The sequence below is a fragment of the Candidatus Latescibacter sp. IFSED24 genome, from assembly GCF_058273205.1.
Genome location: NZ_CM177850.1, coordinates 1,202,514 through 1,223,485 on the forward strand (window position 1 = coordinate 1,202,514; position 20,972 = coordinate 1,223,485).

A 20,972-nucleotide genomic window follows, 5' to 3' on the forward strand; every position below is an offset into this window, starting at 1 on the left:
TTGGTAGCCAATCCCGTGGCCATGAGGGCCGCGCCGAACCGGATGACGCCAGTGGAGGACCCATGTCCCAGCTCACCTACAGCCTGCCCGACGGCAACACCGTCCAGATCGACGAAGGCCAGCCCTACAGCGAGGCCGTCCGCACCATCGGCGAGGGCCTGCTGCGCAACGCCCTGGCGGTGAAGGTCGACGGGGTCAACCACACGCTGGCCGAGCCCGCCACCGCCGGCGGCCAGCTCGAGGTCATCACCCGCGGTTCGGACGCCGGCTACGACACGCTGCGCCACTCCACCGCCCACCTCATGGCCTGGGCCGTTCAGGAGCTGTACCCCGGGGTGAAGTTCGCCTTCGGCCCCAACATCGAGAACGGGTTCTACTACGACTTCGACCGCGAGGAGCCCTTCAGCGAGGAGGAGCTCGCGGCCATCGAGGACAAGATGCGCGAGCTGGCCAGGCGGGACCTGCCGGTCGAACGCGAGATCCTCACGCGCCAGCAGGCCGAGGAGCTCTTCCAGGACCAGCCCTACAAGCTCGAACAGATCCGCCACCTCGACGAGACCGAGGCCGCCGAGCTGAGCATCTACCGCATGGGCTCGTTCGTCGACCTCTGCGAAGGTCCCCACGTGCCCAGCAGCAAGGAGCTGAAGGCGTTCAAGCTCCTCTCGGTGGCGGGCGCCTACTGGCGCGGCGACAGCAGCCAGCCCATGCTCCAGCGCATCTACGGCACCAGCTGGTTCAAGAAGAAGGAGCTGGACGAGCACCTGCACATGCTCGAGGAGGCCAAGAAGCGCGACCACCGCAAGCTGGGCCGCGAGCTCGACCTCTTCGGCGTCATGGACGAGGCGGGGCCGGGTCTGAGCTACTGGTTCCCGCGGGGCGACATCCTGCGCGAGCAGATCATCGATTACTGGAAGGCCGTACACCGGCGCAGCGGCTACGTCACCGTCACCACCCCGCACATCTCGCAGGCCGAGCTGTGGGAGACCTCGGGGCACATGCAGTTCTACGCCGAGAACATGTACGTCTTCGAGCAGGACGACCGACCCTACGTGGTCAAGCCCATGAACTGTCCCGGCCACATCCTGATGTACAAGCGGAAGACGCGTGGCTGGCGGAGCCTGCCCGTGCGCTACGCCGAGCTGGGGACGGTCTACCGCGCCGAGCTCAAGGGTACGCTGCACGGACTGATGCGTGTGCGCGGCTTCACCCAGGACGACGCACACCACTTCTGCACCCCCGAGCAGCTCGAGGACGAGGTGAGCCTCTGCATCGACCTGGTGCAGGAGATCATGGGCGCCTTCGGCTTCGACGACTTCAAGGTCGAGCTCTCGGTGCGCGACCCCGAGAACAAGGACAAGTACGCCGGCACCGACGAGGAGTGGGAGGCCGCCGAGAAGTCGCTGATCAACGCGCTCAACAAGCACGGCCTCGCCTACACGCGCGAGGAAGGCGAGGCGGTGTTCTACGGGCCCAAGATCGACGTCAAGCTCATCGACGCCATCGGCCGCCGCTGGCAGACCAGCACGATCCAGTTCGACTTCAACCTGCCCCGGCGCTTCGATGTCAAGTACACCGACAGCCACGGCGAGGAGAAGTACGTCTACATGGTGCACCGCGCCATCATGGGCTCGCTCGAGCGCTTCATCGGCATCCTCACCGAGCACTTCGCCGGCGACTTCCCGCTGTGGCTGGCGCCCGAGCAGGCGCGGGTGCTCTCGGTGAGCCGCGACCAGCACGGATTCGCCGCTCAGGTGGCCGACCGCCTGCGGCAGCAGGGGATCCGGGCCGAGGCCGATGTGCGCGACGAGAAGATCGGCTTCAAGATCCGCGAGGCCGAGACCATGCGGATTCCGGTGATGCTCGTGGTGGGCGGCAAGGAGCAGGAATCCGACCAGGTCGCCGTCCGCCGCCGGCATGTCCAGGAGCAGCGCGTGATGCCCGTGGCCGACCTGGCCAGGGAATTGCTTGACGAAATCGAGGCCAGAAGGTAGATTTCCCTGGCTATTCTTGAAACCGCCCGGACTGGGAACGTGAGTTCCGGGCGGTCGAGGCAAGCAGAGGTTCCCGCCTCTCACCGTGATCGGCCTCCGGGTCCGGTACGGTCGACGATTCCCGAGGCGGGCCTATGTGCCCGTCTCGCTCGCGTTGTGGCGGAGGGGCCATCGGAAGCTTTCAGGAGGTCCGCATATCAAGGCCAACAAGACGACCCGCATCAATCGCATGATCAGGATTCCCCGGGTCCTCGTCGTCGACGAGGATGGAGAGCAGCTCGGGATCCTCGAAACCCGGGACGCTCTGGCCCTCGCCGAGCAGAAGGGTCTCGATCTGGTGGAGGTGGCGCCCACGGCCCGGCCGCCGGTATGCCGTATCATGGACTACGGCAAGTACCGGTATGAGCAGAGCAAGAAGGCCCGCAAGGCGCGCCAGGCGTCGCACACCACCAAGATCAAGACCATCAAGTTCCGGCCCAAGACCGACGACCACGACTACGATTTCAAGAAGAAGCACATCATCTCCTTCCTGGAGTCGGGCAACAAGGTCAAGGTGATCATGCAGTTCCGCGGTCGTGAGATCTCGCACCTCGATCTGGGCCTGGAATTCCTCCAGCACCTGATCGAGGAGGTGGCCGAGCACGGTCAACCCGAATCCATGCCCCAGCGGGAGGGCAGGCTGATCACGTTCATCATCGCGCCCCGCAAGACGACCTAGGCGCGGCATGAGACGGCGGCCCGGCCGCCGTGGCGAACCAGACCGAGAGAGGCAGACAGCATGGGCAACAAGATGAAGACCAACCGCGCGGCCGCGAAGCGGTTCAAGATCACCGCCAGCGGGCGGGTCAAGCGCAACAAGGCCTACCACGGCCATCTCTTCACCGCGAAGAGCCCCAAGCGGCTGCGCAACCTGCGCAAGTCCACCATGATGGCCAGTAGCGACGTGCCCCGGGCGAAGAAGATGCTCGCCGGCGGCAAGTAGGAACCCGAGACCGCAGTCGATTTCAGGAGGCAGACATGCCCAGGGCAACCAACAATCCCGCCGCCAAGCAGCGGCGTAAGCGCATCCTCAAGCGGGCCAAGGGTTTCTTCGGCGCCAAGAAGAGCCAGATCCGGGAAGGCCGCCATGCCGCCGAACGCGCCATGGCCTACGCGTACCGCGACCGCAAGGCGCGGAAGCGTGATTTCCGCCGCCTGTGGATCACCCGTATCAACGCCGCGGCCCGCCTCAACGGCCTCAGCTACAGCACGTTCATCAACGGCCTGAAGAAGGCCAGCATCGATATCGACCGCAAGGTTCTGGCGGATCTGGCCGTTCGCGACGCCCAGGGATTCGCCAAGCTGGCCGACGTCGCCAAGAACGCGCTCTAGCTCCGGCGACCGGCCACCGGGTCGGTCCTGGGAAAGGTCACAAACCATGCAGGAAGCCATCGATCGGCTCCGGACCGAAGGTCTGGCCAGGATCGAGCAGGCCGGGGCGGCGGCGGACCTGGAGACGGTCCGCGTCGCCCTGCTGGGCCGCAAGGGCGAGGTGACCGCGCTCCTGCGCGGCCTCAAGGATGCCGACCCTACCCAGCGGCCCGCCCTCGGCGCTGCGCTCAACAGTCTGAAGCAGGACCTGGGGGAGGCGCTGGCCCGCCGGGAGAGCGAGCTGGGAGGTCAGTCGCCCGTGGCGGCCGGACTCGACCTGACGCTGCCCGGGCGTTGCCCCGTCGCGCTGGGCACCCAGCATCCCTTGCTGAGCGTGCTCGAGGATATCTGCGACATCTTCTACGGCATGGGCTACGACCGCGGCGACGGTCCCGAGGTGGAGCTGGACTACTATAACTTCACCGCGCTGAACTTCCCGGACGACCACCCGGCCCGCGATATCCAGGACACCTTCTTCATCAACGAAAACGTCTGCCTGCGCACCCAGACCTCGCCGGTGCAGGTGCGGACCATGGAGCGGGTGCAGCCGCCGCTGGCCTACATCTTCCCGGGGCGGGTCTACCGCAACGAGAACGCCGACGCGTCGCACTCCTCGGAGTTCTACCAGATCGAGGGGCTGCGCGTGGGCAAGGACGTCAGCCTGGTCGACCTGCGCGAGACGGTGATCTCGTTCGTGACGAGCTTCTTCGGCGGCGAGCGTCCCATGCGTTTCCGACCGCATTTCTTCCCCTTCACCGAGCCCTCGGTGGAGGTGGACATGCAGTGCGTCAAGTGCAGCGGCGAGGGTTGTGGCGTCTGCGGCCAGACGGGCTGGCTGGAGATCATGGGGGCGGGGATGGTCCACCCCAACGTCTTCAAGGCCGCCGGCTATCCGGGGGACGCCTACACCGGATTCGCCTTCGGCATGGGCATCGACCGCATCGCCATGCTCAAGTACGGCATCGACGACATCCGCCTGCTCTACGAGAACGACCTACGCTTTCTGAATCAGTTCCGAGGTGTGCAGTGAAGATCAGCCTGGATTGGCTGGGGGACCTCGTCAGCTGGGAGGGCTCCCCTGAGGAACTGGCCGACCGGTTGACCTCGGCCGGCCTCAACGTCGAGGGCATCGAGAGGATCGAGCAGTCCTGGCCGGGCGTGATGGTTGCCCGGGTGGTCGCCTGCGATCGTCATCCCGACGCCGACCGTCTGAGCCTCTGCCAGGTGGATACCGGCCACGGCGAGACCACGCAGGTGGTCTGCGGCGCGCCCAACGTGCGCAAGGGACTGCACGTCCTGTTCGCCACCGTGGGCACCGTGCTGCCGGGGGACTTCAAGATCAAGAAGGCCAAGATCCGCGGGGTGGAGAGCTTCGGTATGATCTGCTCGGCGGCCGAACTCGGCCTCAGCGACGACACCGCCGGCATCATGGAGCTGTCCGACGAGTTGCCCGTCGGCACGCCCGCCGACGAACTCTATGGATTCCAGGACACGGTGCTGGACATCGAGGTGACGCCCAACCGCCCCGACTGGCTGAGCCACCTGGGCGTGGCCCGCGAGGTCGCCGCGCTCTACGAGACCAAGCTGAATCTTCCCCGGACCCTGAAGCCGACGCAGGGCGCCGGCCTGGGCTGGAAGGTGGAGATCGAGGACTACAGCGACTGCCCGCGCTACACCGCGCACGGGGTCAACGACGTCAAGATAGGCCCCTCGCCGCGCTGGGTGCAGAACCGGCTGCGCGCCATCGGGCAGCGGCCCATCAACAACGTCGTGGACATCACCAACTACGTGCTCTTCGAGCTTGGCCAGCCGCTCCACGCCTTCGACCGCGAAAGGCTCAGCGGCGACACCATCAGCGTGCGCCGCGCCAGCCGCAAGCGCAACGTGGCCACGCTGGACGAGGAGACCCGGCAGCTCGTGGCCGACGACCTGATCATCGCCGATGGCGACGGGCCCGTGGCCCTGGCCGGCGTCATGGGTCTGGCCAACAGCCAGGTCACCGAGACCTCCCACAGTCTGCTCATCGAGAGCGCGTTCTTCGCCCCGGCCCGCGTGCGGGCCACCAGCCGCCGGCTGAACCTCGTCAGCGAGAGCTCGTACCGGTTCGAGCGCGAGGCCGACTGGAACATGGTCCTCTTCGCGGCTCATCGGGCGCTCTACCTGCTCCAGGAACTGGCCGAGGCCACCGTCCTGAGCGATGCGGTGGACCGCGCCGATCCGGACCGGCACAACCCCGCCGACCTGCCGCTGCGCGTGCACCAGGTCAACCGGGTGCTGGGCACCGATCTGGATATGGAGCAGGCCGCCGACATGCTGCAGTCCCTCAGCCTGAAGGTGCAGCCGCTCAGCAGCCAGATCGAGGGCAAGACCGTCAACCTGATGGTGCAGGTCCCCAGCTTCCGCCGCGATCTCAAGCAGGAAGTCGACCTCATCGAGGAGATCGCCCGGGTCCACGGTTTCGAAAAGGGCGAGCGCCGGGGCGGCCGGCATCAGCTGCACGGCCGGCGCCGGCAACGCCGTGACGAAGTCCGCAGCCAGCTCCGGTCCTGGCTACCGGCCGTGGGCTTCCACGAGATCGTCACCTCCACCTTCTTCGCACGACGCGAACTCGAAGCCCTGGGCCTGGCCGAGGACGACCCTCGCCGGGAATGCCTCGCCGTGCTGAACCCCAACCATGGCGGCGAGACGCTGTTGCGCACCAGCCTGGTGCCGGGACTGGTGGATGTCCTGCGCCGCAACCTGAACGCCGGCGCGCCCCAACCCGTCCGGGTGTTCCAGCTCGGTCGCGTCTTCTGGCCTGCGGGTGAACGGCGGACCGACATCCGCCAGGAACTCGAGAAGACCCTGCCCGAGGAGCCCTGGCTGCTGCAGCTGGGCATCGGCGGCCACGCCGCCACCGGCCTCGGCGGGATCCCGGGCGATCTGATCGAGCTCAAGGGCATCGCCGCCCACCTGGGTTCGCTCCTGCGTCTCGAGCTGGAACTGGTGCCCGCAGACCAGGAAGTCTTCCTGGCGCCAGGGCTGCAGTGGTCGATCCTCGACGGCGCGGGCCGGCGGGTGGGGTCGGCGGGCCGCCTGGCGACTCCGGTGGCCGAGGCCCTGGACCTGGATCAGGCCGCGGCCGTGCTCGAGATCGACCTCAGCCGCCTCGACCTGACGCCGCGTCCCGTAGCGTTCGCGCCCTTCACGCGCTTCCCCGCGGTCAAGCGCGACCTCTCGCTGCTGGTGCCGCGGGGCGTGACCTACGCCCAGCTGGAAACGACGGTCCACGAGGCGGGCAACGAGCTGCTCGAGAGTCTGGAACTGTTTGATATCTATGAAGGTAAGGGCGTTCCCGAGGGCCAGGCGGCCTATGGAATTCGCTTGAAGTTCCGCTCGGCCAAGGGTAGCCTGAAGAGCAAGACCGTGGACATGGCGCAGGAACGGATCCTGGCGGCCCTGTCCGAAAAGCTGGCGGTGCACGCCCGCACCCAGTGAGCCTGGCCGTACGCGGCCCAACAAGGATGTGACCTTCACCATGGACGACCATCTCTCCAGGCTCGAGAGCAAGGTGCTGGAAGCCATCGACACCATCCAGAACCTGCGGCATGAGAATGGCGAGCTGAAGCAACGTTGCGAGGATCTCGAGGCATCGCTCCAGGATCTGCAGGGCGAGCGCGACGGGTTGCAGCGCCAGCTGGCCGAGACCCGCGAGGTGGCCGCTCAGGCCGACCTCTTCGAGGAGAAGCGCAGGATCATCGAGGACAAGGTCGGCGGTCTGCTGAGCAAGCTGGAGGCCATGGGCTAGCCGTGGCGCCCTCCCTGGGCTCGCCCGGGGCTTCCTTGGCAGCGACCGCATGACCGCTACCGGAGGCGACATGTCCGGACCGCGGGACGTCACCGTGAGCATCTTTGGCAACCGCTACACGCTGCGCAGCGATGCCGATCCGGCGCTGGTGGCGGAGCTGGCGGCCGAGGTGGACGCCCGCATGCGAGAAGCGGCGGGCGCCGGCGGGGCCAGCGGCCCCGATCGCATCGCGGTCCTGGCGGCCCTGAATCTCGCCGATGAACTGGCCCGGGAACGCCGGGCGCGCACGGAGGATCACGATCAGTTCGGATCACGAACCGACCGACTGTTCCAGCTCCTCGCCACCGAGGTTGGCAACGAGGGGTCCGAAGGGGTATAATAAGAGAAAGGTCTCCCTGCTTGGCCCGTGATGCGTCATTCAAGTGAGCCAACACACTTACAATGGGATTCCGCGGTTTCCGACTGGAAGCAGCTCCCCACGGGGCGCTGGCCGAAGGAAGGGACAGGAGACCCACCTGGTGCAACTCGGTTCAGTTGCATCTGACGCACACGACCCGGCGGGGAACCTTTTTTTCGTGCCCTGCCCACCCCTGGTCGCCAATCCTCTCAACATAGAATGCACCGAAAGGAGACGCCATGCTCGAGGCACCGGCGTTTGCCTATATAGCGCTCGGGGCGGCCCTGGCCTTCGTGGCCGGCTGGATGGGTCACCGGGCTCGATACACGCGGCTGCACGGACTCGCGAAGGGCTTCCGCGAGGAGATCCTGTCCGAGGCCCGGCGGGAGGCGGACGACCTCCTGAAGAGCGCCAAGCTCCAGGCCAAGGAGGAGCTGCTGCAGACGCGGCAGCGTCTCGAGGATGAGACCGACCGGGGCCGCTCCGACCTCAACCGCCGCCAGGAGGCCCTTGACCAGCGGGAGAACGCTCTCTCGCGCAAGGTCGACCATCTCGACCAGAAGGAGAGCCGACTCGACGAGCGCGAGCAGCAGCTGAAGCAGTTGCAGTCGCAGGTCGAGGCCGCGCAGCAGGAGGTTGCCAATCTGGAGGGGGAGCAGCGCCGACGCCTCGAGGAGGTGGCCGGACTGTCGGCCGAGGAGGCCCGGCGCCGCCTCTCCGACGCCATGGTCAGCGACGCCCGCCATCATGCCGCCATCGAGATCAAGCGCCTTCAGGAGGAGACCGAGCGCACGGCCAAGCGGAACTCGCAGAAGATCCTCGCGCTGGCGGTCCAGCGCTATGCGGGCCAGCACGTGGCCGAGGAAGCGGTTTCGGTGGTGAATCTTCCCAGCGACGAGATGAAGGGGCGGATCATCGGGCGCGAGGGTCGCAACATCCGTGCCTTCGAGGAGGCCACGGGGGTCGACGTGATCATCGACGACACGCCCGAGGCGGTGATCATCTCCGCGTTCGACGCCGTACGGCGGGAGGTGGCCAGCCAGGCGCTGCGCCAGCTGATCAAGGACGGCCGGATCCATCCCGGTCGCATCGAGGAAGTGGTGGAGCGCGCGAACCAGGACGTGCAGGACCACCTGCGGGAACTCGGGGAGCAGGCCTGCCTCGACGTGGGGGTCCAGAACATCCACCCAGACCTGGCGCCATACATCGGAAGGCTCAATTTCAGGACGAGTTACGGGCAGAACCTCCTGGGGCACGCGAAGGAGGTGGCGGCCATCTCGGGGACCATCGCCAGCGAACTCGGCCTGGATCCCAAACTGGCCCGGCGCTGCGGCTTCCTCCACGACATCGGCAAGTCGGTGGACCACGAGGTGGAGGGGCCCCACGCCATGATCGGCGGCCGCATGCTCCGCAAGTTCGGGGAGCACGAGACCGTGGTCAACGCGGTGGAGGGCCACCATCACGATGTCGATCCCGAGACGCCCTACGCCTTCATCACGGCCGCCGCGGACGCGGCTTCGGCCAGCCGGCCCGGCGCCCGGCGCGAGAGTCTGGAGAGCTACATCACCCGGCTGGAGAACCTCGAACGCATCGCGGGCAGCTTCGAGGGCGTGCAGAAGTGCTACGCCATCCAGGCCGGTCGCGAGATCCGCATCCTGGTGGATCAGGCCCGGGTCACCGACGAGGAGGCGGCCTTGCTGGCCGAAGAGGTCAGCCGCCGGGTGGAGGCGGAGCTCGAGTATCCGGGGCAGATCAAGATCATGGTCATCAGGGAGACCCGGGCCACGGCCCTGGCCCGCTGAGGCCGTCGACGCGAGAGAGGACGACTGCATGCTGCTGCTCGATGGCAAGAAGGTCCGGGATCTGGTCCTGGCCGAACTCGCCGAGAAGGTGGAGACCGCCCCGCGCCCGCCCGGCCTGGCGGTGGTCCTGGTGGGCGAGGATCCCGGCTCACAGGTCTACGTGCGCAACAAGGAGAAGGGATGCCAGCGGGTGGGCTATCACCACGTGACACATCGCCTGCCTGGCGACACGCCCGAGGGCGAGATCCTGGCCCTGGTCCAGCGCCTGAATGCCGACCCGGCCATCGACGGCATCCTCGTCCAGATGCCGCTGCCCGCGCACATCGACAGCGACCGGGTGCTGGCGGCGGTGGACCCGGGCAAGGATGTGGACGGCTTCCATCCCTACAACCTGGGCCTGCTGGTGGCCGGCAGGCCGCAGACGGTGGCCTGCACGCCCAAGGGCGTGCTGCGGCTCCTGGAGCACTACGACATCCCGGTGCAGGGCAAGCGGGTCGCGGTGGTTGGGCGCAGCGTCATCGTGGGGCGGCCCATGTCGTTGCTCCTGAACCTGAAAGGGCGGCTGGGCGATGCCACGGTGACCATGTGCCATTCCCGGACCCCCGACCTGCCGTCCGTCACGAGGCAGGCCGACATCCTGGTGGCGGCCCTCGGGGTGCCCGAGTTCCTGAGGCGGGAGCATGTGGCGCCCGGCGCGGTGGTGATCGACGTGGGGATCAACCGCATCGAGGATCCCCGGGCCAAGAAGGGCTGGCGGCTGGTGGGCGACGTGGCGGCGGCCGAGATGGTCGACCACGCCGGAGCCTTGACCCCGGTGCCCGGCGGGGTCGGGCCCATGACCATCGCCATGCTGCTGGAGAACACCTGGCAGGCCATGCAGCGTCACCTGGAGGCGCCCCGTGGCTGACCGCTGGCGGGAACAGCTCGGCGCGGAACGGCGGGCGGTCGATCAGGTCCTGCGGGCCGAGCTGAAGGCGTACCGCGGCGTGCCGACGCGCCTCCGCCAGGCCATGGCCCACAGCCTGTTCGGTGGCGGCAAGCGACTGCGGCCCATCCTCGTGCTCTGGACCTATGATGCCCTGCGCACGGGACGTCCGGTGCGCGGCGCGGTGTCGCGAGAGCTGGTGGCCCGGGCGGCGGCGGCGGTGGAGATGATCCACACCTACAGCCTCATCCATGACGATCTGCCGGCCATGGACGACGATGTCCTGCGGCGTGGCCGGCCCACCTGCCATGTGGCCTTCGACGAGGGCACCGCCATCCTCGCCGGGGATGGGCTGCAGGCGCTCGCCTTCGGCGTGCTGGCAGGGGTCGGTCCGCGGGCCGCCGAACTGGTGGGGCGCGCGGCCGTCGCCGCCGGGCCGGCGGGGATGGTCGGCGGGCAGCAGCGCGATCTCGATGCCGAGGGCTGCTCCGTGACCGTCGCCGATGTCCGGCGCATCCACCAGGGCAAGACCGCCGCCATGATCGGCGTGTCCCTGGCCCTGGGGGGCATCTGCAGCGGGGCGTCGCGTGACGTGGTGGACCGGCTCGATCAGGCTGGCCGCTGGCTCGGTCTGGCTTTCCAGGGCGCCGACGACCTGCTCGACGTCACCGCCACCAGCGGTGTCCTCGGCAAGACCCCGGGCAAGGATGCCGCCAGCGGCAAGGCGACCTGGGTGCGCCTGGAGGGCATGGACGAGGCGCGGCGCCGCACCCGGCGCTACGGCTTGCGTGGCCGCCGGGAGCTGCAACGATCCGTGCGGCCGGGACCCGCGGCGACGCGGTTGCTAGATCTGGCGGACTACATGTGGGAGCGCGAGCGCTGAAAGATTACTGGACCCTGGACATCTGGATCGTGGTGGTGCTGGCCGTGCTCTCGGGGCAGCTGGCGAAGCTGCTGCTGTACTCCGCCACCCAGCGCCGGCTGCACCTGGCGGTCCTGGGACAGAGTGCCGGCCTGCCCAGCCTGCACGCGGTGGTCGGGGGCAGCCTGCTGACCAGCATGGTGCTGCGGACCGGCTGGCGATCCACCGAGACCGGGGTGGCGCTGCTCTTCGTGGCGATCATGATCTTCGATGCCATGCGCGTCCGGTCCGCGGCCCAGGAACAGAGGCGCCTGGTCCACGATCTGGTGCTCCTGGCTCCGGCGGCCGGCCAGTGGCGACGGACGGTGGCCGGCTATCTGGACATCCTGGCGCACACTCCGGTGCACGTGGTGGCCGGCCTGATCTGGGGCTTTCTCTTTGCGCTGGCCATTGGCACGTTCTAGACTGTTGGCGAGGTTCGGACCGTCCCCCGGAAGAGAGTGGCCATGACACCCATCCTACCCCGGCTGCAGGGGCCCGCAGACCTGAAGACGCTCGACCAGGATGCCCTGGCCCAGCTCTGCGCCGAGCTCCGTGAGGAGATCATCTCCACAGTGAGCCGCTCCGGCGGGCATCTCGGTGCCAGCCTGGGCGTGGTCGAACTGTCGGTGGCCCTGCACCGGGTCTTCGATTCGCCGCGCGACAAGCTCGTCTGGGACGTGGGACACCAGGCCTACGTGCACAAGCTGCTCACCGGGCGCCGCGATCGGTTCGAGACGCTGCGCCGCAAGGACGGCCTGGCGGGGTTCCCCAAGCGCGCCGAGAGCGAGCACGACATGTTCGGCGTCGGCCACGCCAGCACCGCGGTCAGCGCGGCCCTGGGCTATGCCGCGGCGCGCGACGCCCGCGGTGAGCACCACAAGGTGGTGGCCGTGGTAGGCGATGGCGCCCTCACGGGAGGGCTCGCCTTCGAGGGGCTCAACAATGCGGGGCAGGCCAACACCGATCTGCTGGTGATCCTCAACGACAACAAGATGAGCATTTCGCCCAACGTCGGCGCCATCTCGCGGTACCTCACCCTGATCACCAGCGACGAGTTCTACACGCGGTTCGAGGCAGAGCTCTGGAAGCTGCTGGGCATCATGCCCAAGGGCAACAAGGCACAGGCCCTGGCCAGCCGGGTCAAGGAGGGGCTCAAGAACCTGGTGGTCCCCACGATCCTCTTCGAGGAGCTGGGCTTCGAATACTTCGGCCCCATCGACGGCCACGACCTGCCCACCCTGCTGCGCACCCTCGCGCACGTCCGCAAGCTCAAGGGCCCGGTGCTCGTGCACGTGGTCACCGAGAAGGGCAAGGGCTACGCGTTCGCCGAGCAGGACGACCAGCGCTACCACGGCGTGGGGGCGTTCGACAAGTCCGAGGGCATCAAGGTCAAGGAGCCCTCGATCCCGAGCTGGACCCAGGTCTTCGGAGACACGCTCACCGAACTCGCGCACCGTGACGAGCGGATCCACGGCATCACCGCCGCCATGCCCTCGGGCACCGGCATCGACACCCTGCAGCACGACCTGCCCGATCGCGCCTGGGATGTGGGCATCGCCGAGGGTCACGCCGTGACCTTCGCCGCCGGACTGGCCTGCGCCGGTCTGCGCCCGGTCTGCGCCATCTACTCCACCTTCCTGCAACGTGCCCTCGATCAGATCATCCATGACGTCGCGCTCCAGGACCTGCCCGTGGTCTTCGCCGTCGACCGGGCCGGCCTGGTGGGGGAAGACGGCCCGACCCATCACGGCGTCTTCGACCTGACCTTCCTGCGCATGGTGCCCAACCTGGTGATCATGGCCCCTGCCGACGAGGACGAACTGAGGCACATGTTGGCCACGGCCCTGGCCAGGGAGGATGGTCCCTCGGCCATCCGCTACCCCCGTGGCAGCGCCATCGGCGTGCCGCTGACCGGCGATCCCCAGCCGCTGCCCCTGGGCAAGGCGCGCACGCTGCGCCGGGGCGACCACCTCGCGCTGCTGGCGGTCGGCTCCATGGTGGCGCCGGCGCGCAAGGCTGCGGACATCCTCGCCCGCAAGGGGATCGAGGCCGAGGTGGTCGACATGCGGTTCGTCAAGCCGCTCGACGAGGAGCTGCTGGCCGACGTCTGGGCGCGGCACCGCGTGGTGCTCACCGTGGAGGAGGGGGCCCTGGCCGGCGGCTTCGGGTCGGCCGTCCTCGAATGGGCTCAGGCCGATCCCGGGCACGAGACGACCCAGGTGTTGCGCCTGGGTATCCCCGACCGGTTCCAGGACCAGGCTTCGCGCGGCGAGCTCCTGGCCGACCTGGGCCTCGACGCCGAGGGGATCGCCCGCGCCGCAACGGCGGCCTGGGCGACGCCGGCCGCGCGCCGCGACCAGCGCACCGCGGGCTGAACCAAGACGACGGGATGACGCGATGAGTGGCGACAAGACCATCGGCAGTCTGGGCCTCTTCGGGAATCCTCGCAAGGAGGACCTCCAGCCAGCCTTGACCTCCATCCTGACTCAATGCCGAGGGCACGGGGTGGAGGTGCGCCTGAGCCGGGATCTGGCGCGGCTGCTGGGCCGCCCCGACGAAGGCCTGTCCGATGCCCGCCTGGTGTCGACGGTGGACATGATGGTGGCTCTCGGCGGCGATGGGACCATGCTGCGAGCCGCCCGGATGATCGGCAGCAACGGCACTCCGCTGCTGGGCATCAACCTCGGCTCGCTGGGCTACCTCACCGACATTCCCGTGGAGGGACTGACCGCGGCGCTGGAGCGGGTCTTCGCCGGCGACTTCGTCCTCTCCGGGCGCCGGCGGGTCCACTGCACCATCTGGCGCGGGCAGGAGATCATCGTCGAGGTGTCCGGCCTCAACGACGTGGTGGTCAACATGGGCCCTCTGCCGCGGACCCTGGACCTGGAGCTGCGGCTGGGCGGCACCAGTCTCGGGCGCTTCGTGGGGGACGGCATCATCTTCGCCACGGGCACCGGGTCCACCGCCTACAGCCTCTCGGCCGGCGGCGCCATCTGCCAGCCGGGTCTGCCGGGACTCCTGGTCACGCCCATCTGTCCGCACAGCCTGGGCGTGCGACCCCTCATCCTGGCCGATGACGTCGACGCGGAGCTGGTGCTCCACGAGGTGGGCAACGGCGCCACCTTGACCGCCGACGGCCAGGTCGCCACGCCGCTGCTCAACCAGGACCGCCTCACCTGTCGCCTCACCCGCCCCAACCTGCAGCTGGTCAAATTCCACGACAGCGACTTCTTCCATGTCCTGCGGCAGAAACTGAACTGGGGCGTGTCGCCGCGGATCCGGTCCGGCAGCCGTCGGGACCCGGCCAATGGCGAGCCCTCTGGCGGGAGCGCCTGATGCTCCTGGAACTGCGGATCGGCAACCTGGCCCTGGCCGAGGACGTGGTGCTACCCCTCGGACCGGGCCTGACCGTCCTGACTGGCGAGACGGGGGCGGGGAAATCCCTGGTGGCCGGAGCCCTCTCGGTGCTGGGCGGGGCCAAGGTCGGTCGTGAGCTCATCCGTCGCGGAGAGGACCTCGCCTGGGTCGAGGCGCTCTGCGATCTGTCCGCTCGCGAAGACCTCCACGAGGAGGTGCACCGGCTGGGCCTGCCACTGGGTGACGACGGCCTGCTGGTGTTGCGCCGCGAGCTGCGCCGCGAGGGGCGTGGTCGGGTCCTGATCAACGGCACGCTCAGCTCGCTGTCGGTCCTCGAGCGTATCGGCTCGCGGCTGTTGACCATCCAGAGCCAGGATCAGCAGCGCGAGCTCGCCACCGCCGGCTATGCACGGGACCTGCTCGACGCCACGCTGGATCTGGCCGGACCGCGTCAGGCCGTGGACCAGGCCCTGCGCACCTGGCGGTCGTTGCGCGACGAACTCGCAGCCCGCCGCGAGGAGACCGAGTTCGCGCGACAGCAGCTCGAGATGTGGCGCTATCAGCACGAGGAGCTCGTGGCGGCCTCCTTGCAGCCGGACGAGGAAGGCGAGCTGAGCGAGGCCATCGCGGTCAAGCAGCATGCCCGGGCGCTCCAGGACGCCGCCAGCCTGGCCCGCGCGGCGCTCGAGGAGGGCGATAGCCCTGCCCGCCAATCGCTGGGGGCGGCACTCGCCGCGCTGAAGCCCTTCACCGACAAGAGCCCCCGGCTGGCCAGGGCGGAGGAATTCCTGCAGACGGCCGCGGACCAGGCGGCCGAGGCGGCCAGCGAGCTCGAGCGCTTCCTGGATGGCTTCCAGGTCGACCCTCGCGGCCTCGACGAGCTTCACGAACGCAAGGCGCTCTACGAGGATCTGCGCCGGAAGTACCACCGCGATGTCGACGGGTTGCTGACGCTCCAGGAGGAACTCGGCGCGCGGCTGGACCGTGAGAGTCGGGCGGATGATGAACTCGAGCAACTCGCCGCGCGCGTCGAGGAGGCGCGCCGCGCACTGGAAGAAGCCTGCACGATGCTGCACCAGCGACGGCGGGAGGGTGCGTCACGCGCTGCAGCCGAGGCGCTGGCGTTGATCCGTCCGCTGGCGCTCGCCCAGCTGGAGCTGACCTTCCAGGTCGTCCCGGACCATGATCCGGAGGGCCCGGTGACGGTGGCGGACCAGCGTTGCCGGGTCACCGGCCACGGAGCGGATCGGGTGTGTCTGCTGGCACGCACCAACCCGGGCGAGGCGCCCGGCGAGGTGGGCGCCATCGCCTCCGGTGGCGAACGGTCCAGGATCCACCTGGGCTTGACCGTGCTGCGCCAGCGCGGCATTCGACCCCTGCTGCGCCTCTTCGACGAGGTCGACGCGGGTCTGGGCATGGATGCCGCCACTCCCGTGGCCCTGCTGCTGCGCCGCCTGGCCGCCGATGCCCAGGCCATCTGCATCACCCACTTGCCCACCGTGGCGGTGCATGGCCAGGCGCACTGGCGAGTGGACAAGCAGGTGAGCGAGGGGCGGACCCGGGTCGTCCTGCACGATCTCGGGCCCGAGGAGCGGATCCAGGAAGTGGCGCGGCAGCTCGGCGGCGAGGGCTGGCGCGAGGGCGATGCCGAGGCCCAGCTATCCTACGCCAGGCAACTGCTGCATACCGTTGCAGCCAGATCCGTTACCGGATCCACGGTTCACGAGGATTCTTGACATGGGGCCGGGAAGGTGTAAGTTGAAGCGGCCAACAGGCCTTCGTGGCTGGTTTTAAGGTGCGCCCGTAGCTCAGCTGGATAGAGCGCTTGCCTCCGGAGCAAGAGGTCGTGGGTTCGAATCCCGCCGGGCGTACCAACCCTTCCAGTGGACATCATGCTGAGAATCCTGCTCCTCATCCTGGCTGGACTCTGGATCGTGCCCAGGCTGCTGCGGCTCCTGGCACCGCCGCGTCCTGAGCCCAAGGAGCGGCCTCGGGCCACCAAGGACCCGTCCAGCGACAAGCGTCTGCGGGACCTTACCCAGCAGGAGATCGCCGACGCGGACTTCGAAGAGATTCCCCCGGAAGATTGAGCACCTGCCGCCAGACGCCGCCACGCCCGCACGGGACCCTCTTCCTGCATGACGGACACTTCCAGGCCTGATCTATACTTGCGCCGGGATTCTCCAGGGTCGAATATCAACTCTCGACACGACCACCATCAGATTGCGACGAGGTCCCGAGTTGGGCTTGTTCCAGAAGCCGAGAAGCCCCCGCAAGAGCAAGCTCTTCCAGTCCCGCTTGCTCGATGCTGGACGCAAGGCCGCACCCATCCGGCATGCCCACCGGCTCCGCGAGGATCTGGCGGGCGAGGTGATCAAGGCGCTGATCCTGGTGGGTTTCCTCGTGGCGCTCTGCTACTTCGCCCGGGCGGTCCTCCATCTCTTCGCCAGCCATGGCGCCGATCTCAACCCGTGGTATCTTCGGATGAGCCTTGGTGGCGTTTTGGTATGCTTCGTGCTTGTTTTGCGACGGCTGATCCTCCGGATCGGAGAGATCCGCTGGTTGCGCGCGGAGCTGAAGATCGCCCAGCAGATGCTGCAAGAGCTGCGTGAGGAGGGAACACGCCCGCCCGGGGACTGATCCCGCCCGCTCGCGTTTCCGTGACACTGCCATGATGACCACAGGAGAGGGACCGTGAATCTACGCCTGGATGAACAGTTGATCGCCAAGCTCGAGGACCGCACCGCCCACCTCGGGGTCATCGGCCTGGGCTATGTCGGGCTGCCGCTGGCCGTGTCCATGGCCAAGGCTGGCTTCAAGGTCACCGGGTTCGAACTCTCGGCGGCCAAGGTGGCCCAGTTGCAGCGCGGTGAGAGCTACATCATCGATGTCAGCAGCGCCGACGTGGCCGCCATGGTCGAGGCGGGCCGGCTGGTGGCCACCACCGACATGGCCGGGCTGGCCGACGTCGACACGGTGAACATCTGCGTGCCCACCCCGCTGGGCAAGACCCGGGACCCCGACATCAGCTACATCCAGTCCGCCATGGCGGCGATCCAGCCCCACGTCCATCCGGGGATGCTGGTGATCCTGGAGAGCACGACCTACCCCGGGACCACCGAGGAGGTCATCGTTCCCATGCTGGCCGGCGAAGATCGCCATGTGGGAGAGGAATTCTTTGCCGCCTTCTCACCCGAGCGGGTGGACCCGGGCAACCCCACCTACAAGACCCAGAACATCCCCAAGGTGGTGGGCGGCGTGACTCCGCGCTGCACGGCGGTGGCGCGAACTCTCTACGAACAGTTCATGGACACGGTGGTGCCTGTCTCGTCGGTGCGCGTGGCCGAGACGGTGAAGCTGCTGGAGAACACCTTCCGCAGCGTGAACATCGGCCTCGTCAACGAGATGGCGATGATGTGCAACGCCATGGACATCGACGTCTGGGAGGTCATCGAGGGCGCCGCGACCAAGCCCTTCGGCTTCATGCCCTTCTTTCCGGGCCCCGGCCTGGGCGGCCATTGCATTCCCATCGATCCCTTCTACCTCTCCTGGAAGGCCAAGCAGGCCGGTGTCGAATCGCGGTTCATCGAACTAGCCGGTGCGGTCAACGGCGCCATGCCCCGTCACGTGGTCAACCTGGTGGCCGAGGGGCTCAATGGACTGGCCAAGCCAATCAAGGGTAGCCGGATCCTGGTGGTCGGCGTAGCCTACAAGGCGGACATCGACGACACGCGCGAATCCCCGGCCATGGACATCATGAGCATGCTGGCCCGGCTCGGGGGTGACGTGTGGTGGTACGATCCGTTCGTCGCGGAGCTTCACGACAAAATCACCGCCACCAAGCTCGACACCTTCAACCACGACGCGCTGGCCGGCTTCGACGCCGCCGTGGTGGTGACCGCGCATCGCGACCTCGATTACGCGATCCTGGTGGAAGCCTGTCCGACCATCGTCGACACGCGCAACGCGCTCAAGGGCTTCCCGGACGCCAAGATCATCAAGCTCTGATATGGCAACGTGAGGACAGGGAGAACAGCATGACGCGATATATCGTGACCGGAGGAGCCGGCTTCATCGGCTCGCACATCACCGAGACCCTGGTGGAGCAGGGCCACGAGGTGGTGGTCATCGACGATCTCTCCACCGGCCACGAGCACAACCTGGCCGCGTTCCGTGATCGCATCGAGTTCATCGAGGGCAGCGTCACCGATCTCGACCTGCTGGCGCGGGTCTTCCCGGGTACCGACGTGGTCTTCCACCAGGCGGCCCTGGCTTCGGTGCCGCGGTCGGTGAGCGATCCGCTGGCCAGCAACGACGCCAACATCACCGGCACCCTCAAGGTGTTCCTGGCGGCGAGGGACGCCGGCGTCCGCCGCGTGGTCTACGCCGCCAGCAGCTCGGCCTATGGCGACACCGAGGAGTTGCCCAAGCGCGAGGACATGCCGGCGCGTCCGCTCTCGCCCTATGCCATCACCAAGTACGTGGATGAACTCTACGGCAAGGTCTTCACCGACCTCTACGGACTGGCCACGGTGGGCTTACGGTACTTCAACGTGTTCGGTTCACGACAGGATCCGGCCAGCCAGTACGCCGCGGTGATCCCGCTGTTCATCACGCGCTACCTCGCCGGCGAGCCCCCCACCATCCATGGTGACGGCGGCCAGTCGCGCGACTTCACGTACATCGCCAACGTCGTGCACGCCAATCTGGCGGCGGCAGCCGCCGATGAGCGAGCCGATGGCCTGGTCTACAACATTGCCTGCGGCGAGCGGATCACGGTCAAGGAGATCTGTCTCGAGATCCGCGAACTCCTGGGGAGCGACATCGAACCCGAGCACGGGCCAGCCCGGCTGGGAGACGTCCGCCACTCGCTCGCCGACATCTCCCTGGCGCGCGAGCGCCTCGGTTACGAACCGGCCATCGATCTGGCCGAGGGCCTGGCCCGCACCGTGGCCTGGTACAAGGAGCAGGGATGAGGCACGAGTACCAAGAAAGCCGTCGCCAGCGCGCCGGGGTCCTGCTGATCCTGGCGGTCTTCGCCTTCGTCGCGGTGCCCACCGCGAACGCACAGCAGACCACCCCGGGCGAGGTCTATCGCATCGGAGCGGGGGACGTCCTGCGCCTCAACGTTCCCCAGCAGGCGACCCTCGATGGCGAGATCACCGTGCAAGCCGACGGCCAGGCCTACATCCCGCAGGTGGGCGAGGTGGCGCTGTCGGGCCTGACCATCGCCGAGGCCGAGGAGTTCCTGAGTCAGCGCCTGCGCCTCTTCAATCCGGCCATCTCCGATGTGGTGCTCAGCGTGGTGGAGTACAACGCGCTCAGGATCTTCATCCTCGGTGCCGTCAGTTCCCCGGGCAGCTACACATTCGAGACGCCGCCGACGCTCTGGGAGGTCCTGCGCGCCGCCGGCGGGCCGGGCGAAGGGGCCAACCTGGCGGTGTGTCGCGTGATCACCATCGTCAACGGCCGACCGACCTCCAAGACGGTCAACCTGGCGGGCTATCACAGTGGCGGCGAGATGCCCCCGGATGTGCTGCAGAGCGGGGACACGCTGGTGGTGCCCACCGTGGCCGATGGCGCCGTGGGCGTGCCGGCCACCATGGGCGTGCAGGTCTTCGGCGGGGTCGCCACGCCCACCACCGTTCCCATCGAGGAGCCCATGGAGCTGCTTTCGGTGCTCATGCTCGCCGGAGCGCCGCTCGAATCCGCCGAGATCCACAAGATCAACTGGGTCCATCGGAGCGGGGGTCTGGGCCCCAACGTGGCGACCAGGGTGGATATGCGGACCTTTCTGGAGGCGGGACAGGCCAAGGGCAATCCTATCGTGCATCCTGGCGATGTGATCTACCTGCCGCAATATCGCGAGCCCTGGACCTTACGTTATCTTCCCCTTTTCCTGACGACGCTGACCTCAGCCGCGACCTTGTTGCTGGCATATGATTCATTGACGAACTAGGCACAGCATCTAGGAATCTGAATTGGCGGTTGCGGCGTTCAATACGTCGCAACCCTTATATTTTATAAAGGATTCACCCTGTTGTGCTTTTTTCTCAATGTGTTATTCTATCCGCGGTGTTGGGGATTTTATTTTATGTAATATTAGCTTATTTTATTTGTCCTGATGCCGATAAGAAATTTAATTGGACCGACCAAGAGCTGGGGGGCTTCTGGGACTGCAGTCTACGGACGTGGCAGGGACCATGGTTGGGTCGACGGTGTGACATGCCAGGCAGCAATTGCGTCTACCATGGTTGGAGGTCGAAGCAGACATGGCGGACAAGGATCACGGCCGGAAGAACGAGCAACGAGAAGACCCATCTGGAGGAGCGCAGGCCCTGGCAGCTGAAATGGAAAGCATCAAGTTGAAGACGGCGGCGGACCTGGGATACCCGGTCA

Annotated in this window: 20 protein-coding genes, 1 tRNA gene and 1 other RNA gene; all 22 read left to right on the forward strand. The window is 67.5% G+C overall.

The window, feature by feature from the left end:
- Positions 1-62 precede the first annotated feature (62 nt).
- The 22 genes from thrS (at position 63) to IFSED24_RS04935 (ending at position 20,532) form a co-directional block, all read left to right on the forward strand.
- Positions 63-1,991 (forward strand): threonine--tRNA ligase, encoded by a 1,929-nt coding sequence (thrS, locus tag IFSED24_RS04830; protein WP_491334085.1) that lies wholly within the window; start codon positions 63-65, stop codon positions 1,989-1,991.
- Positions 1,992-2,127: 136 nt separating this feature from the next.
- Positions 2,128-2,709 carry a translation initiation factor IF-3 gene (infC, locus tag IFSED24_RS04835; protein WP_491334086.1) on the forward strand — a complete coding sequence of 194 codons (582 nt, stop codon included), beginning with the start codon at positions 2,128-2,130 and terminating at the stop codon, positions 2,707-2,709.
- Positions 2,710-2,769: 60 nt separating this feature from the next.
- Positions 2,770-2,973 (forward strand): 50S ribosomal protein L35, encoded by a 204-nt coding sequence (rpmI, locus tag IFSED24_RS04840; RefSeq protein WP_491334087.1) that lies wholly within the window; start codon positions 2,770-2,772, stop codon positions 2,971-2,973.
- 35 nt (positions 2,974-3,008) lie between these two features.
- Positions 3,009-3,362, forward strand: a complete 354-nt coding sequence (gene rplT, locus IFSED24_RS04845; RefSeq protein ID WP_491334088.1) for a 50S ribosomal protein L20 — start codon at positions 3,009-3,011, stop codon at positions 3,360-3,362.
- A gap of 46 nt (positions 3,363-3,408) precedes the next feature.
- Positions 3,409-4,431, forward strand: coding sequence for a phenylalanine--tRNA ligase subunit alpha (gene pheS / locus IFSED24_RS04850; protein WP_491334089.1), 1,023 nt, complete (start codon positions 3,409-3,411; stop codon positions 4,429-4,431).
- Entirely contained in the window at positions 4,428-6,878 is a 2,451-nt protein-coding gene (gene pheT / locus IFSED24_RS04855; RefSeq protein ID WP_491334090.1) for a phenylalanine--tRNA ligase subunit beta, read from the forward strand. Before pheS ends, pheT begins: the two co-directional genes overlap by 4 nt.
- Before the next feature lie 40 nt (positions 6,879-6,918).
- Positions 6,919-7,188 carry a cell division protein ZapB gene (gene zapB, locus IFSED24_RS04860; RefSeq protein ID WP_491334091.1) on the forward strand — a complete coding sequence of 90 codons (270 nt, stop codon included), beginning with the start codon at positions 6,919-6,921 and terminating at the stop codon, positions 7,186-7,188.
- Between the two features lie 70 nt (positions 7,189-7,258).
- Positions 7,259-7,567, forward strand: a complete 309-nt coding sequence (locus IFSED24_RS04865) for a cell division protein ZapA (protein WP_491334092.1) — start codon at positions 7,259-7,261, stop codon at positions 7,565-7,567.
- Between the two features lie 10 nt (positions 7,568-7,577).
- Positions 7,578-7,756: non-coding RNA, 6S RNA (gene ssrS / locus IFSED24_RS04870), on the forward strand.
- A gap of 68 nt (positions 7,757-7,824) precedes the next feature.
- Positions 7,825-9,387: a ribonuclease Y gene (rny, locus tag IFSED24_RS04875; protein WP_491334093.1), complete on the forward strand. Its 1,563-nt coding sequence runs from the start codon at positions 7,825-7,827 to the stop codon at positions 9,385-9,387.
- Positions 9,388-9,415: 28 nt separating this feature from the next.
- A complete protein-coding gene (gene folD / locus IFSED24_RS04880; protein ID WP_491334094.1) occupies positions 9,416-10,294 on the forward strand; it encodes a bifunctional methylenetetrahydrofolate dehydrogenase/methenyltetrahydrofolate cyclohydrolase FolD in 879 nt (292 codons plus the stop codon).
- The gene (locus IFSED24_RS04885; RefSeq protein ID WP_491334095.1) at positions 10,287-11,195 is read left to right on the forward strand and encodes a polyprenyl synthetase family protein; all 909 of its coding nucleotides are present in this window, start codon (positions 10,287-10,289) and stop codon (positions 11,193-11,195) included. The genes folD and IFSED24_RS04885 overlap by 8 nt, the downstream gene beginning before the upstream one ends.
- Positions 11,177-11,638: a divergent PAP2 family protein gene (locus tag IFSED24_RS04890; RefSeq protein ID WP_491334096.1), complete on the forward strand. Its 462-nt coding sequence runs from the start codon at positions 11,177-11,179 to the stop codon at positions 11,636-11,638. Before IFSED24_RS04885 ends, IFSED24_RS04890 begins: the two co-directional genes overlap by 19 nt.
- Before the next feature lie 42 nt (positions 11,639-11,680).
- Positions 11,681-13,591: a 1-deoxy-D-xylulose-5-phosphate synthase gene (dxs, locus tag IFSED24_RS04895; RefSeq protein WP_491334097.1), complete on the forward strand. Its 1,911-nt coding sequence runs from the start codon at positions 11,681-11,683 to the stop codon at positions 13,589-13,591.
- 22 nt (positions 13,592-13,613) lie between these two features.
- Positions 13,614-14,552 carry an NAD(+)/NADH kinase gene (locus tag IFSED24_RS04900; RefSeq protein ID WP_491334098.1) on the forward strand — a complete coding sequence of 313 codons (939 nt, stop codon included), beginning with the start codon at positions 13,614-13,616 and terminating at the stop codon, positions 14,550-14,552.
- Positions 14,552-16,309: a DNA repair protein RecN gene (locus tag IFSED24_RS04905; RefSeq protein WP_491334099.1), complete on the forward strand. Its 1,758-nt coding sequence runs from the start codon at positions 14,552-14,554 to the stop codon at positions 16,307-16,309. The genes IFSED24_RS04900 and IFSED24_RS04905 overlap by 1 nt, the downstream gene beginning before the upstream one ends.
- Positions 16,310-16,370: 61 nt before the next feature.
- Positions 16,371-16,447: transfer RNA gene (locus IFSED24_RS04910), tRNA-Arg, on the forward strand.
- A gap of 18 nt (positions 16,448-16,465) precedes the next feature.
- Positions 16,466-16,663: a hypothetical protein gene (locus IFSED24_RS04915; protein WP_491334100.1), complete on the forward strand. Its 198-nt coding sequence runs from the start codon at positions 16,466-16,468 to the stop codon at positions 16,661-16,663.
- Positions 16,664-16,820: 157 nt separating this feature from the next.
- Positions 16,821-17,213 (forward strand): hypothetical protein, encoded by a 393-nt coding sequence (locus IFSED24_RS04920; protein ID WP_491334101.1) that lies wholly within the window; start codon positions 16,821-16,823, stop codon positions 17,211-17,213.
- Positions 17,214-17,267: 54 nt separating this feature from the next.
- A complete protein-coding gene (locus IFSED24_RS04925) occupies positions 17,268-18,581 on the forward strand; it encodes a nucleotide sugar dehydrogenase (protein ID WP_491334102.1) in 1,314 nt (437 codons plus the stop codon).
- A 29-nt stretch (positions 18,582-18,610) separates the two neighbouring features.
- The gene (locus tag IFSED24_RS04930) at positions 18,611-19,549 is read left to right on the forward strand and encodes an SDR family oxidoreductase (RefSeq protein ID WP_491334103.1); all 939 of its coding nucleotides are present in this window, start codon (positions 18,611-18,613) and stop codon (positions 19,547-19,549) included.
- Complete coding sequence (locus IFSED24_RS04935; protein WP_491334104.1) at positions 19,546-20,532, forward strand: polysaccharide biosynthesis/export family protein; 987 nt, start codon at positions 19,546-19,548, stop codon at positions 20,530-20,532. Before IFSED24_RS04930 ends, IFSED24_RS04935 begins: the two co-directional genes overlap by 4 nt.
- The last annotated feature ends 440 nt before the right edge of the window (positions 20,533-20,972 follow it).